The following is a 14,147-nucleotide window of genomic DNA, read 5'->3' as shown; positions in this document are numbered from 1 at the left end:
TCGTCTGAACCAAATTAAATAGATTTATTAAAAGGAGATTATTATGAAATTTAACCTTAAAGGTTTACTTACTATCGCAGCAGCGGCATCAGCGCTAGTACTAGCAGGTTGTGGTGACAAAGAAGTCGACACTTCTAAAGTAAAAGTTGGCGTAATGGCAGGTGCAGAAGCACAAGTTGCTGAAGTTGCAGCTAAAGTAGCAAAAGAGCAGTACGGCCTAGATGTTGAACTAGTAACTTTCACAGATTACGTAACACCAAACGCAGCACTGGATGACGGCTCTATCGACATCAACGCATTCCAACACGCACCGTACCTAGATCAGCAAGTGGCTGACCGTGGTTACAAGCTAACTATTGCTGGCAACACGTTTGTTTACCCAATTGCGGGTTACTCTAAAGAAGTGAAATCTGTAGACGAAATCCAAGACGGTGCTCGTATTGCGGTACCAAACGATCCAACAAACCTAGGTCGTTCTCTACTTCTTCTTGAGCAACAAGGTCTTCTTGAGCTTCGTGAAGGTGCAGGTCTTCTAGCAACAGTTCGTGACATCGTTAAGAACCCTAAGAACCTAACAATTGTTGAACTAGACGCAGCACAACTACCACGTTCTCTTGATGATGTAGCACTGTCTATCATCAACACAACTTACGCGAGCTCTATCAACCTGACTCCGCAAAAAGACGGTATCTTCGTTGAAGACAAAGATTCTCCATACGTAAACCTAATCGTTTCTCGTGAAGACAACCTAAACGCTGAAAACGTACAGAACTTCGTTAAAGCTTACCAAACTGAAGAAGTGTACAAAGCAGCTTCTGATATCTTCCAAGGTGGCGTAGTTAAAGGTTGGTAATCAACTAAACGACAGCAATCTATAGATACCCGAAGGGGCTGACATAACGTCAGCCCCTTTTTATTGGTTAGGATTTACAAGAAAGTTCGACTTACCACCAAGCTTCCACTTGCATACCAACGCTCATTTCACTGTTCTTACCTTCACCGAAGGCATTGTCATTTTCAGCATCGTTTAGGTAAGTCGCAAAGATACGGAATTCAGGACGAGACCAGAAACCCACTTGTGGAACCCATGCCTGAGCGATTGTGAATTTACCACCCGCCCCATCTTTGTTATCGATCGTTTCAACAAAGCCACCAATTTCAAGAATGGTACGCATACGCTTGTCCCACTTGTAAAGCGGACGAATGACCGCACTGAGAGAATCATCATCGCTATTATTCGCACCAACTCCCGTCGACATGGCATAACGAACAGTGTGGCCAAACTCGATGTTCTCACCAATCGCAAGCACACCCCAGTTAATCAATCGGAAGCCTTCTGCGTCATTATTGTTTGCATCACGCACGATGCCCTTACCGGTACCAAAGGTTGTCATCTGCTCGGCATAGCCAGAGTTAGCAACTTGGAGAATCGTTTTGTTGAAGCCACCTGTAAGATTTTGATTCAAGCTTGCCGTTAGCATGACGCTGTCATCCGCATCGACCGTTTGACCTTGCTTTTCATTGGCGAAGTTCATATCAATGCCGACCTCAAGGTCCGCATTATTCCACAGTGGGATCCCCGCATAGCGCACGTCTGCAATCATGGCTGTGGTTTCTTTGCCATCAAATATATCACCCGTAACGGTGTCTTGAATCAATGCGACCGATAATTTACCTGGGCCCATATTGATGTGCTCTACGCCGGCACCAATACCACTTACATCCCAGTAGTAGTTATCAACGATGTGTACATCATGACGTTGGTAGTAACGTTCACCCGCCCAAATTCCAATGTCCTTATCTTCAAATAGCCCGACCGCCTGAACATTCAATTGCACCACATCAACGCTTTTATCCGCGGCGTTCTCATCTTGGCCTTGCCAGTACGACAACATGGAATCAACTAAAAATGAAACGTCGTCCTCGGCATACACCTCTTTCTTAAAACCAAACTCGCCATACAGGTCATTTTCGTTGCCAAGTCGGCCAACTTTACTCACCTCCCATTTGCTATTTGAACCGCCTTCATTACTCAGGCCAACGCCGCCGCGCATGTAGCCATTGAATTCCAATGGCGTGGTTTCATCAGCGTATAAATTAGGAGCAAGTAAAGCAGTAGAGAGTGCAGCAGCAATAGGTAACAGTTTCATCGTCCATTCCTTTAAGATCTAGAATTACGTTATTTTTATAAATGGGAACATTCCCATGGGATCGATCCCATTTATATTGAGAGGAATATAAATTGAAAGAGAACTGGTTGATTACTGTGATCCAGTTAACTATTGAAATAATCAAAAGTTGATGGGTGTGGAATTATCTTGGTGAATACTTGAGGGCTACAGAGCGAGAGATAAAACACAGAATGGACGTGTTTAAGTACCAAATTCGTTCGACCAGATTGGTTTTCCCAATACTGATAAACGATCAAGATTAAGGGATAAAAAGAGAAATAAACGGGAAGCTAGCAGGGAGAAAAGCAGAGGAACAAGTATCGAAGTATTGGTTCATACTTCGATACCCTGAATCTAGAATAGAGCGAAATGGATTACTTAATATGATCCCATGAAATGTTCGACACCAAGCGGCAGTCGTCACACTTGAAATAGAAAATGTCGTGGATCGGCGCATCAAGCAGCCATTCGCCACCACATTGCGGACATTTGCGCTCTTTTTCAGCTTTTAAGCTAATGCCGCCCACACGGTACAAGTAGTAATACGTTGGGATCTTAGTGAGATATTCAATACGCCCTCTTAAACCCCAACCACGTTTGAACAATACGCTTTTGGTATCACTGATCTCAGTTAAAGTGGCGTGTTCAGCACGACAACCACCACCCATTTGGACTTCATCGCAGGCCTGCCATTCGGTCTGCCATTTCAACACGGCTTTATGGTCGCCATTAAAAGTCGGTGGATTGCGGTATAAAGGGATCGGCAATAAGCTGTCGCCACTGCGCAGCGGTGAACAGGTATGAACAAACGTCGTGTACAACACTTGCCAGCTGGGCTCTTCGTCTTCAGCCACTTCTTCAGAATTCAGATCTCGACCCAGCAAACGCATTTTAGGAGCAAGAAGACTCGCGTTAGACAAGCGATCAAAACAGACTTTTACGAAATCTGAATGGTTACGTGGGTGCAAGCTGTCTTGCTCAGGGCACACAACGCGAACATAAAATTCGCCGTCACCCATCACGATAGGAAACTCACGCCCCAACACTTGCCCGTTATAACGAAGTGCATCCATCAAGCCATTAACTGCCTTGTCGACAGCGCTTACCGTTGTGTTATCAAAACACTCAAATTGAAGTTCTAGTACGTACATCTATTTATACCGCTGGTTGTAACTTTTCTAAAAATTCTGCCAATGTCTCGGCTAGTACATCACGATTTTTGGTGCCTAAGCGCTCTAGGATCACGTTGCCCGTTAGGTTACAGATAGAGATAACATCCAGTTCAGCGTCAGTCGCTGCGATGAAAACCGTTGGCTTTAATTTCAAACGACGTTGAGTCACTAAGTGGCCTAAGATGTTTTCTTGTAAACATTCGAAGTCTTCATCACTCCAAATCTGTAATAACGTCAGATCGTTACCATCAAAAGTCGCGTTCATGTCTGCGCTGTATTGTGCGCCGTAGAATGTTTTGATGTCTTCATGCAGCGTCAACTCGATGCCCGTTTCAACGTTAGTGAAATCAGCAAATTGCTCACGTGGATAGTTTTTCCATAACACGGCATCGCCGCTCTTTTCTTCTACGCAAGGCGACACAATATCCACCAACTCCTCATTGCGAGGTAAACTTTGGTGTTGCAGTTGCCACGCGTCAACGTATCGCTGACTAAAAGAAAGTAGTGCGTCTTGAGCACGTTGAGTCATGAAAATCTCCTAAACACAAAATAATAAATAGAATCCGAGCCCTTTCAGCACCGATTAAGCGATGACTTAATGACAGGGTAATGGGGATTCAGTAAAATCGACCCCATTCTAATCGAATTTGAAACGAAAGTATGAGCAAATATTCTGACGCAAAAGAGCTAGCGGGTTTAACCCTAGGCCAAAAAACTGAGTACTCTAACCAATACGATGCAAGTTTATTGCAACCAGTACCTCGTAGCCTGAATCGTGATGACCTTGCGCTAAACGGTGACCTGCCTTTTGTTGGCCATGATATTTGGACGATGTACGAACTTTCGTGGCTAAACAGCAACGGCCTACCACAAGTGGCTGTGGGTGAGGTTTTCATCCCAGCAACCAGCCCAAATTTAATTGAATCAAAATCTTTCAAGCTGTACTTGAACAGCTACAACCAGACTCAATTTGAAAACTGGGACCAAGTCACTGAGCGCCTGACCCAAGATTTGTCTGCATGTGCAGGCGAAACGGTGATAGTGAATGTAAACTCAGTAACCGATTACACCAACCAGCCTATCGTAACGATGGAAGGCGACTGTATCGACAACCAAGACATCCAAATCACTAGTTACGACTTTGAAGCATCGCTGCTTGAAGGGACTGCAGGCGGGCAAGATGTTGAAGAAACACTGCACAGCCATCTGTTGAAGTCGAACTGCTTGATCACTAATCAGCCAGACTGGGGCAGCGTTGAGATCGCATATTCAGGTAAGCAAATTGACCGTGAAGCTCTGCTACGCTATTTAGTTTCTTTCCGTGAGCACAATGAATTCCACGAACAATGTGTTGAACGTATCTTCACTGATATCATGAAATACTGTGGCCCATCGAAGCTAACCGTGTTCGCACGTTACACGCGTCGTGGTGGTCTGGATATCAACCCATATCGTTCAACCGAGCAAGATAGACCAAGCCACAATAAGCGTATGGCTCGCCAATAATCAGGCGTAAAGCACTTACTCTTATTTGAACCTATCCAATCTTTAAAGGGACATTGAAATGCGTTGGTTATACGTTGTTAGTCTATTTATTTTAAGCTTCAGTACATCGGTCAATGCGTCGGTCTACTCGTCGGCGTTGCTCAACGAGGCTAACAACCTTGTAGAGATTGAGCCGAGCCAAGCAAAACAAATGGCCAACAGTTACCTAACGCTGCGTGTCCTTTCTGATCAACGAGAGAAAAGCCCATCGGCTATTTCTCGCGAAGAGACTGACTCTTCCATTCGAACGCCAAACAGCAGTATTGATGCCTACAAAATCTTAGCCAAAGCTGAATACAACCTTGGCCATACTCACACTGCCATTCAGCACATTGAAGAAGCCTCAGAACTGGCTAAAACTTATAAACTTGAATACCTAACGCTTGATCTACAGATACTGAAAGTGAGATTGCTTTGGCTCAGCGATAAAAAGTCTACGAAAGCAAAAAATGAACTCGCCAGTATTGAAGCGAACCTAGAATCAATAAACAAAACGCTGCGTCTAACAGAAGGCATCACCTATCGATTGATCATGTTGAAGGCGGAGATCGCCTCTTATGAAAACAAAATCGACGAAGCCGAAAAGTACTACCAAGAAGCTAAAACATTCCTCGATCAGCGCTACTCTGAAAAAGTCACGATTGATTACCATATCTCTGTTGGTGAGTTTTACCTGACCCACAAAGAATATAACCACGCGCTTTCTGAATTGTTGTATGGTTACTGGAAATCAGTGGAAGGCAACCTAAGCTCGCGCTTGGCTAAAGTAAACCGCCTGCTTGCACAGCTTTTCTTCGAGCGACAAGTCCTAGATAAAGCACTAGAGCACCTTTCTCAAGCCGCTGATTTTTATGATAACTTCGAAAATTCTCCCGTATTAGCACAAGTGCTTAAGAAGATGGGTGATGTGTACTTCTTCCAAGGTAAATACAACCTTGCCCTCGTGCATTTCTTCAACGTCCTTGATCACGAGAGTACTGACCGAGATATCCACCAAGTCATTGATATTCGTCTAAGTTTATCGGCAACCTATCTGCGCCTTTATAACTACCCTCTAGCCGAGCAATACCTAACCCGTGCTCTTGAGCTGCTGGAATATACGGATATTCCAAAGCTGGAAGGTCGTGCTGCGCTGTTATCGGCAGGATTGGCTTATCACCTGCAAGAGAGCGAAGATGTGATAAAGCATGCGACACGTGCGCTTGAGATCTCACGTCAGATAGAGAACATGCGTCTTTCGCAGCGTTCGTACTACTTACTCTCTTTAGGTTATGAGCAGGCAGGTCGTCCGCAACAAGCATTGGCTAATCTTAAGCAGTACAACAGCCTTGTCTCTTTAGAACAGCAAAAGCTCAACCGTGTTGGTGAAGACGCATTCCGCCAACAGAAAGAGTTTGCCGAACAAACCCTGCACTACGCAGGCCAAGCGCAAGAGCTAGAAAAGTACAAACTAGAGCATCGCAAGTTCCAGAAAATATCGTTCGCCCTATTCTTGTTCAGTATTATCTTGTTCTTCTTTGTGCTTCGCCGTGGCTACCTCATTCAAACCTTAGCCAAAGAAGTCGACTCACTACGAACAGACCTGTTTACGCACTCACGATCTAAGCTCCCGAACCTCAGAATGCTGAATGCCAAGCTGTCCAATTCGCTAGAACAAACCAGCCAAACCTTCGAACAATGGCAACTTGGCGAGCTAATCTATGAACCATTGAATGATCGTCTCCGCTTCGTGATGATTGATTTACCTTTCCTACGTAACATGTATACGCAGAATGGTTATAAAGCGGGTTTAGAGTTAGAGGATGCTTTTGGTGAATTCTTGAAAGAGAAGCTTGAAGGCCCTGCTCGTGTCTATCACTTCTCGGACGCAAACCTACTTTACATCGAACCTAACTCAGACCGAGATTCATCACCAGAGACGATGTTCAAAAAGATACAATCTTGGATTACCGACTTTGAACCGAAGCGTAATATCAACCGAACAATTCGTATGGGTATCGCTGACTACCCGTTCTTGCCTAGAGCTTACACCGCTATTAATGACCAAGAGCTGTTGGATGTTTTATTGATGTCGACGAACCTAGCACGAGAAATCAGCCTTAAAGAGCGAAGCAGCCAATGGGTATATCTCAAAGCCATTGATAATGCGCCCGCAGCAAGCCTTGCAACAGGTAACATAAGAGAAGCTTGTAAACATGCGATTAATCAAGGGTTAATAAAAATACAATCGTCCTACCAGAATGAGGACAACATCAAAAAAATGCTAAAAGATGACTGATTTGCGAGCGGTTGAGACCTGCAACTCGTGACCTTATTTTTAGTTTTGTTATTATCGATGCAATGGAATTTCATCTAAACGATCGTGATCGGTCTACTCGGCGCTAATTAATACATCTATGGGCATTCTCGAACAAGACATTCACGCGCAACTCCACCAGCTGAAAGTTCAGTTGGAACAAGTTCGTTTGACACAGAGAGACACTTCGTTCAAGTTTATTAGAGAGCAGAAAGTTCTAAAGCGTATCGTTACATCATTAAGTGACGCGTGCGTTGGAAGTAACGAACATTTAGATGAAAACCTTATTGCCTTGCGGGAAGAGCTAGAAAAGCAAAAAGACATTAGCTCAATGATCCCAAAATTGGCAGTATTAGAAAGGATGCTTAAGCAGAAAACGTTGGCTATGGATAAACAGAACGGATATCTGGACGATAGCATTAAGCACAGTGGTGAAACGCTACAACGCATTACTGGTCTTCCAGCGCAGTTGAAACGCGATCTACGAAACTTACTTAGCTTCTCCGAATGCAATGGCAGTCAGAAAGTCGACCACGCCATGAAGCTTCTCAGTATTTATGAGCGTGCCATTAAGATTATGGCGAACAACTCTCGCACTCATTTTGGCGATACGGCTCAATCTCCTGAGCAAGAATTACTTTCGGATCTTTCCACAGAATTACAACACTTGATCACTGAACTCGACTTCGAGGGTGAATCAGGTGACTCGCTTATCGATATTCGAGCAAAGCTCCTACTGGGTGTTTCAACACAAAACCTACTTGAACTGTCACTTCAGATTCTCAAACTAGTGATTGAAGGCACTAATTTAGAGCGTAAGAAATCTGAACAGTTTATCGATCAGCTCAATGCTTCACTCTCTTCCAGCATCAAAACTGCAGACCAAAACACCGATCAAAGCCAAAGCTATTTTGAGCACCGCCAAGGCCTTAATTCTGAGTTAAGCGACCTTGTCGTCAAAAGTCAAAACTCGGTTGAGAAAGCCACTGATATTACTGTCTTGAAGCAGTCGATTAATCCGCTTCTTAGCGAGATAGCTTCTCTGTCAGAGCGACTCAATCATGCAGAGCAGAAAGAACAAGCTTTGATCGAACGAATGAGTTACGGAAAGACTCAACTAGATTCTCTCTATGAAGTGACCCAAGACTACAGAAAGCGTCTTGAGGATCAGGCTCAGCGTATGCTGCTTGACCCACTCACTAAGGTTTACAATCGTACCGCTTTTACCGATCGCTTAGAGCTTGAGTACCGTCGTTGGATTCGCGCACAACACTCACTACGCGTTGTACTGCTAGACATCGATAACTTCAAATCCATTAACGATAGCTTTGGTTATACCGCGGGTGATAAAGCCCTTAAAATCATCGCAAGAACCATCACCAAAGAGGTCGGTAATACTGATACTGTGGCTCGTTTTTCTGGTGAAGAGTTCGTCTTGTTACTTCCAGAACAAACGGATGAATATTGCCATCAGGTGATTCAGAATATTCAGGCTCAAGTTAGCCGCCTACCTTTTAAGTTCCGTGACCAACAAATCACCATTACTTTATGCGCGGCAAGTACTCAGTTTAAAGAATCAGATACACCGGAAGAAGTGCTAGAGCGACTAAATAAGACACTGAATAAAGCAAAACAACGTGGTACTAACCAACTCATTTGGCACTAAGCCAGCCTAGCGTTTAATTTATTTCATTTTTTCAAATACTTATCACATACCAATTCCCTCAATGTTTGCTAAGCTAATGATTAACATTCGCTTAACAAGCATTTTTGACAAGCAATGCGTATATAAGCTTTTAAGTCTCTATATATGAACTTAAGAATCAGTGTATATATGAACTTAAGAAAACGTGTATACGTACTTAAGCATCTGTATATAGGCTCGTAAGCCATTCTAACTAAGTCATTAAGCAACGCTGTCGTAACCGTTTCGTCTGGTTAACTCTCTCACCTTTAACCAAACACTTTCAACGTTTGCTTCTCACTCTCGAGCCAGAGGGTCACTTCAACGTCCCCCTGCTCTTTTCAACAAGGAGGCATTATGATCACTCATATCAGCCCAGCCGGTAGCATGGATTTACTCTCTCAACTTGAAGTTGAGCGTCTTAAGAAAACCGCGTCTAGTGATCTGTACCAACTGTATCGTAACTGTACGTTAGCGGTACTCAACTCTGGTAGCCACACCGACAACTCCAAAGAGTTGCTCGACAAGTATCAATCGTTTGATGTTGAGGTCGTGCGCCGTGAGCGTGGTATCAAGCTCGAACTGAGTAACCCACCGGAGCATGCCTTTGTCGACGGTGAAATCATCAAGGGTATTCAAGAACACCTATTTTCAGTGCTGCGTGACATTGTTTACGTCAACATGCATTTAGCAGACAACCAACGACTCAACCTGACTAACGCCACTCACATCACCAACCTCGTTTTTGGGATATTGAGAAACGCTGGTGCACTTACACCCGGCATTGAGCCTAACCTGATCGTGTGTTGGGGTGGCCACTCGATTAACGCCAACGAATACCAATACACTCGCGAAGTGGGTAATGAATTAGGCCTGCGTGAACTGAACATTTGTACCGGTTGTGGACCGGGAGCAATGGAAGGTCCGATGAAAGGCGCAGCGATTGGTCACGCGAAGCAGCGCTATACAGACCATCGTTACTTAGGGTTGACTGAACCATCAATCATTGCGGCTGAGCCACCAAACCCAATCGTCAACGAACTGGTGATCATGCCAGATATTGAGAAGCGCCTTGAAGCGTTTGTACGTATGGCGCATGGCATCATCATTTTCCCTGGTGGCCCCGGTACTGCCGAAGAGCTGCTGTATATATTAGGGATCATGATGCACCCGAATAATGTCGATCAACCCATGCCGATTGTTTTAACAGGCTCGAAAGAGAGTGAGGCTTACTTCCGTTCGATTGATAAGTTCATCGGCGAAACATTAGGGCCTGATGCGCAGAAACACTATGAGATCGTCATTGATGATCCAGCACGCGCTGCAAAAATCATGAAGCAAGCAATGCCAGATGTTCGATCTCATCGTAAAGAGACAGGTGATGCATACAGTTACAACTGGTCACTGCATATTGAGCCTGAGTTCCAACTGCCATTTGACCCTACGCATGAGTCTATGGCGGCACTAGACCTACATATGGATCAGAAAACAGAGAGCCTAGCCGCTAATTTACGTAAAGCGTTCTCAGGCATTGTCGCGGGTAATGTCAAAGCTGAGGGCATTCTTGAAATCGAGGAACATGGCCCATTTATCATTGATGGGGACAAAGAGCTGATGACCAAAATGGACCAACTGCTGAATGACTTTGTTGAACAACACCGAATGAAACTGCCGGGCGGTACGGATTATGTTCCTTGCTATAAGATCGCACCCAGTAATTAATGACACTCATTCACTGGTAACTAATGCAGTGATAACCAATTGGCAGGTCTAAAGTTAATCAGGTTATGGCGTTTACGTCGCTAACGTTTCAACTCACCAAGTGATACGTTACTATAAGGGGCTAGCAGCCCCTTTTTTATTGCCTATTTAGTGGAAACTTATGTCTATCCATCTTGTTATTATCGATGCCTTGAACCTCATCCGACGCGTGCACTCCGTTCAGCCGGATCCCACCGATATAGCAAGAACCATCACCACAACAGCTCGTACACTCAACCGAATCCTAAACGAATCACAACCAACGCACATCATCGCGGTATTTGATCATCACCTACAAGATCGAGGCTGGCGCGCTGAGGTACTCCCTGCCTATAAGCAAAACCGCAAGCCAATGCCAGAGCCTTTAATGAAAGGGCTAGATGCGATTCAACAAGCATGGTGGGAGCTGGGTATTGATTCATTACTTTCAGACGGCGATGAGGCGGATGATCTAGTCGCAACACTCGCGAAGAAAGTCGCTGACCATGGCGAAAAGGTCACGATCATTTCTACTGATAAAGGCTACTGCCAACTACTGTCACCAACCCTACAGATCCGTGATTACTTCCAACATCGTTGGTTAGATAAGCCCTTCATTGAAGCGGAGTTTGGCGTGAAGCCTGAGCAACTGGCAGATTACTGGGGATTAACCGGCGTAAGTTCAAGCCAAGTTCCGGGGATCCCAGGCGTTGGACCAAAAGCTGCCAAAGAGATCCTAACCACGTACCCAGATATTGAAGCGGCATTCTTAGCTGAAGATTTACCGAAAAAGTATCGTAAGAAGTTCGATGAGCATATCGAGTCAGCTCGCGTATGTAAGCTCGTTTCTGCACTCAAAACAGACATCGATCTGGGCTTTAATCTGCAAGATATTCGCTACGAAGCGGTGTCTTAATTCGACGTTACAAGCTCAATCGCTAAAAAGCTCACCGTTAGAGATATATCAACTATAAATCAATAACTTAAAAAAATAGTCATTAGAAACTAGAAAAGCCTTAGTCTGAACTAAGGCTTTTTTTGGTTTCAGTTAAGGCGAAACATGTCGCTTATACTGATTAACTTCTATTTCTAGAATGACTTGTAGTAAAGAGTGGATTAGAAGCTATAAGCGATTGAGGCTTTGAAGTTACGACCTGCTTCGTAGCTGGTGTACTTATCTGAACCCCAAGAGATACCAAAGCCAGTATGCTCTGCGTATTTCTTATCGAATAAGTTATCAACACCAAGGTTCATCTCTAGATCCTTAGCAAATGTTGGCGTGTAAGCCGCCCAAATGTTATGTGTGCCGAAGCCTGCACGTTTGATCTGTTCACCATCTTCGTCCGTGTAATCATTACCAGGAACAAAGCGAGAATCCCAACCAAACACAACCTCACTGTTCAGGCTGTAGTTGAAACCCGCCTTGAAGTTGTGAATACCTGTTTTACTCATATGGCTAGTTTTACCATTCTCTAGATCTTTCTGGTCACCATCGGAGTACGAGTGGTTAGCATAAACACTTAGCGCATCTAGCTGATAGCTTAATACCGTTTCAACACCCCACACTTCAACATCATACTGGTTAGCTAATGTTGAGTTGTTCTTGGTTGGGTGCATTTGATTATCAAGGTTGTAGGTGTAAGCCGTGAAACCTAGAATGGCGTAATCCGCCGCAAGTAAGCTTGTCAGTTCGTAATCAAAACCTGCTTCGTAGTTATTACCTGTCATCGCCTTAGTATCAGACTGGTCAACGTCGGATGCCGCTTTCATCGTTAGCGTTTCTGGTAGTGATGCACCTTTAAACAAACGACCGTAACCAAGACGAAGTTTTAGGTTGTCCGTGGTTTGGTATTCCCCCTTGAACTTTGGAGACAGCTGGTCGAAATCACCCGTGTATACACCACCCAGCTTATGAACGTCGTAACGCAGACCTGTGGTTAAACGGAAATCGCTGAATTCATACATATCTTGCACGTAAAGACCGTACGCTGTAACCGTGCCGCCATCCATACCGTACTTCTTGGTTTCGCCTTGCTTTGAACCGCTTTGGTAAACGCCATCGCCAGCATCAATCCATTGTTCAGCTTTGTAACCATCAAGGCCGTAAGTAAGCTCATGCTCACCAACCCAAGAAATGTTACGAATGTCACCACCGATGGTCGTCACGTTGTATTCACGATCAGGAATAGCAATTGTACCGTCTTTAATCCAATCGCCGTTCGCGTCTTTGTCCCAAGCAGTGTCAACAAGCGCGTCACGATCCATGTACTGACGGTTGTAGTAGACGTTAGTTTTCAGATGAACCAAATCACTGCCTGCATCGTATTCGTGCTGCAGCGTCACTGTATCGCGGTTTAGTGAGTGGTAGTTGTGTTCGTCGTCGGCATACAGTGCACCGGCCTTCTCACCAGAAAGCTGACGCTTACCGCCATCACTGTATCGGTTGAACGTTAGTTTGAATTCGTTGGCATCATTTGGGATGAAAACAACCTTAGCTAAGCCAGACTTCAGCTCACCCTGCTTTGAGGTCACCGCTTTCTGATCGGGAATATGCAGGTCACCATCTTCTGAGTAGTTAGCAATACCCATGAACTGCAGTTTGTCGTTCACTTTTGCGTACACTGCCACGTTGGTTGCGAAGCGCTCGTAAGCCGTTTGGTAGCTTGTTTTTACTCGAGCGCCAATGCTTTCACCTGGCTTAAGAAGGTCGCTCGGGTCTTTCGTCTCGTAACTAAACGAACCGTTGATCGCACCTGAGCCAGATAGCGCAGAATTACCACCGAGTTCAATTTCGGCGCGCTTAAGCATCGCAGGATCAATTGCTTGGTCGCCTGAGTGGTGGAAGAGCTGGCCTTCTTGACGAGCACCATCAATGGTCACTACGGAAAATTTATCTTCCATACCACGTACAAACACTTTTCGAGAGTAACGTGCGTTTCCGTCTACCGTTACGCTAGGCATGGTGTTCAGAACATCTTTGATGTCCGATGCTTGTTTCTTTTCAAGGATATCTGAATTGATTTCTGTCTGAACGAGTTGATCAAGAGCGGAACCGATAACGACAACGGTTTCTGTTTCGTCTGCAGCAAGGGCAGTAAATGAAGTCAAGGCAACCGTAACGGCCACTGATAGTACTTTAAGTTTCATATTGTGTTTTTATAATTTATAGAATCAAGTGAGGAAGCGTGAATATTACACACTTTGAATGATAATTCTTATCATTTACATTCTTTACTTACATTCACTTACTTTTAATAAAATTACTTTTGGCTAGAATGTTCTTGTTGTAAAACTTACTTAGTTTTGCCGCTGAATTATTAATTAAATCCTGCTTCGTATCACCCCTGAATTAGGTAGCCGTAAGTCTCGATCTCTTACGGCTTTTTTAACTGATGATCGCAAAGGTTAAAGCACAAATCGGCGACGATGACCAAGCGCCCCACCAAAAACGTCACCATCTATACCACCAAATTGCAGATACAAAAAATGCCCCATAAAGGAGCATTTTATTGGCCTATGACAGACCGATTAATGACTGA

Annotated in this window: 10 protein-coding genes; 6 read left to right on the top strand and 4 right to left on the bottom strand. The window is 44.4% G+C overall.

The genetic code is table 11. The features are described 5' to 3' along the window. Window positions 1–43 precede the first annotated feature (43 nt). Window positions 44–853 carry a MetQ/NlpA family lipoprotein gene (locus OW495_RS12985; RefSeq protein ID WP_017106288.1) on the top strand — a complete coding sequence of 270 codons (810 nt, stop codon included), beginning with the start codon at window positions 44–46 and terminating at the stop codon, window positions 851–853. Window positions 854–944: 91 nt separating this feature from the next. Here the strand turns inward: OW495_RS12985 and OW495_RS12980 are convergent, their stop codons facing one another. The 3 genes from OW495_RS12980 to syd all read right to left on the bottom strand — a co-directional run bounded on the left by OW495_RS12980 (window position 945) and on the right by syd (window position 3,872). Then, window positions 945–2,150, bottom strand: a complete 1,206-nt coding sequence (locus OW495_RS12980; RefSeq protein WP_289886880.1) for a carbohydrate porin — start codon at window positions 2,148–2,150, stop codon at window positions 945–947. Window positions 2,151–2,545: 395 nt separating this feature from the next. After that, a complete protein-coding gene (locus tag OW495_RS12975; protein WP_065103076.1) occupies window positions 2,546–3,322 on the bottom strand; it encodes a Zn-ribbon-containing protein in 777 nt (258 codons plus the stop codon). Window positions 3,323–3,326: 4 nt separating this feature from the next. Then, window positions 3,327–3,872: a SecY-interacting protein gene (syd, locus tag OW495_RS12970; RefSeq protein WP_102435099.1), complete on the bottom strand. Its 546-nt coding sequence runs from the start codon at window positions 3,870–3,872 to the stop codon at window positions 3,327–3,329. Between the two features lie 131 nt (window positions 3,873–4,003). Between syd and queF the strand changes: the two genes are divergently transcribed. The 5 genes from queF (at window position 4,004) to xni (ending at window position 11,524) form a co-directional block, all read left to right on the top strand. Further along, complete coding sequence (gene queF / locus OW495_RS12965) at window positions 4,004–4,849, top strand: NADPH-dependent 7-cyano-7-deazaguanine reductase QueF (protein WP_102513513.1); 846 nt, start codon at window positions 4,004–4,006, stop codon at window positions 4,847–4,849. Between the two features lie 58 nt (window positions 4,850–4,907). After that, the gene (locus tag OW495_RS12960; protein WP_102300272.1) at window positions 4,908–7,166 is read left to right on the top strand and encodes a tetratricopeptide repeat protein; all 2,259 of its coding nucleotides are present in this window, start codon (window positions 4,908–4,910) and stop codon (window positions 7,164–7,166) included. 118 nt (window positions 7,167–7,284) lie between these two features. Beyond that, window positions 7,285–8,850 carry a diguanylate cyclase gene (locus OW495_RS12955; protein WP_102513514.1) on the top strand — a complete coding sequence of 522 codons (1,566 nt, stop codon included), beginning with the start codon at window positions 7,285–7,287 and terminating at the stop codon, window positions 8,848–8,850. 375 nt (window positions 8,851–9,225) lie between these two features. Beyond that, entirely contained in the window at window positions 9,226–10,590 is a 1,365-nt protein-coding gene (gene ppnN / locus OW495_RS12950) for a nucleotide 5'-monophosphate nucleosidase PpnN (protein WP_017106281.1), read from the top strand. Window positions 10,591–10,750: 160 nt separating this feature from the next. Then, window positions 10,751–11,524 (top strand): flap endonuclease Xni, encoded by a 774-nt coding sequence (xni, locus tag OW495_RS12945; protein ID WP_017110410.1) that lies wholly within the window; start codon window positions 10,751–10,753, stop codon window positions 11,522–11,524. 200 nt (window positions 11,525–11,724) lie between these two features. Here xni and OW495_RS12940 read toward each other — a convergent pair whose 3' ends face one another. Continuing rightward, window positions 11,725–13,755: a TonB-dependent receptor gene (locus tag OW495_RS12940; RefSeq protein ID WP_289886879.1), complete on the bottom strand. Its 2,031-nt coding sequence runs from the start codon at window positions 13,753–13,755 to the stop codon at window positions 11,725–11,727. Window positions 13,756–14,147: the final 392 nt, after the last annotated feature.

The organism is Vibrio sp. 14N.309.X.WAT.E.F5 (genome assembly GCF_030397615.1).
GTDB classification, from domain to species: Bacteria; Pseudomonadota; Gammaproteobacteria; order Enterobacterales; family Vibrionaceae; genus Vibrio; species Vibrio lentus.
The sequence above is the reverse complement of the archived record's forward strand: the minus strand, read 5'-3'. Positions and strand labels throughout refer to the sequence as shown.

Bases quoted from the DNA above. Each gene is read 5' to 3' on its own strand.
- OW495_RS12985 (WP_017106288.1), top strand. From the start codon at position 44: ATGAAATTTAACCTTAAAGGTTTACTTACTATCGCAGCAGCGGCATCA.
- OW495_RS12980 (WP_289886880.1), bottom strand. From the start codon at position 2,150: ATGAAACTGTTACCTATTGCTGCTGCACTCTCTACTGCTTTACTTGCT.
- OW495_RS12975 (WP_065103076.1), bottom strand. From the start codon at position 3,322: ATGTACGTACTAGAACTTCAATTTGAGTGTTTTGATAACACAACGGTA.
- syd (WP_102435099.1), bottom strand. From the start codon at position 3,872: ATGACTCAACGTGCTCAAGACGCACTACTTTCTTTTAGTCAGCGATAC.
- queF (WP_102513513.1), top strand. From the start codon at position 4,004: ATGAGCAAATATTCTGACGCAAAAGAGCTAGCGGGTTTAACCCTAGGC.
- OW495_RS12960 (WP_102300272.1), top strand. From the start codon at position 4,908: ATGCGTTGGTTATACGTTGTTAGTCTATTTATTTTAAGCTTCAGTACA.
- OW495_RS12955 (WP_102513514.1), top strand. From the start codon at position 7,285: ATGGGCATTCTCGAACAAGACATTCACGCGCAACTCCACCAGCTGAAA.
- ppnN (WP_017106281.1), top strand. From the start codon at position 9,226: ATGATCACTCATATCAGCCCAGCCGGTAGCATGGATTTACTCTCTCAA.
- xni (WP_017110410.1), top strand. From the start codon at position 10,751: ATGTCTATCCATCTTGTTATTATCGATGCCTTGAACCTCATCCGACGC.
- OW495_RS12940 (WP_289886879.1), bottom strand. From the start codon at position 13,755: ATGAAACTTAAAGTACTATCAGTGGCCGTTACGGTTGCCTTGACTTCA.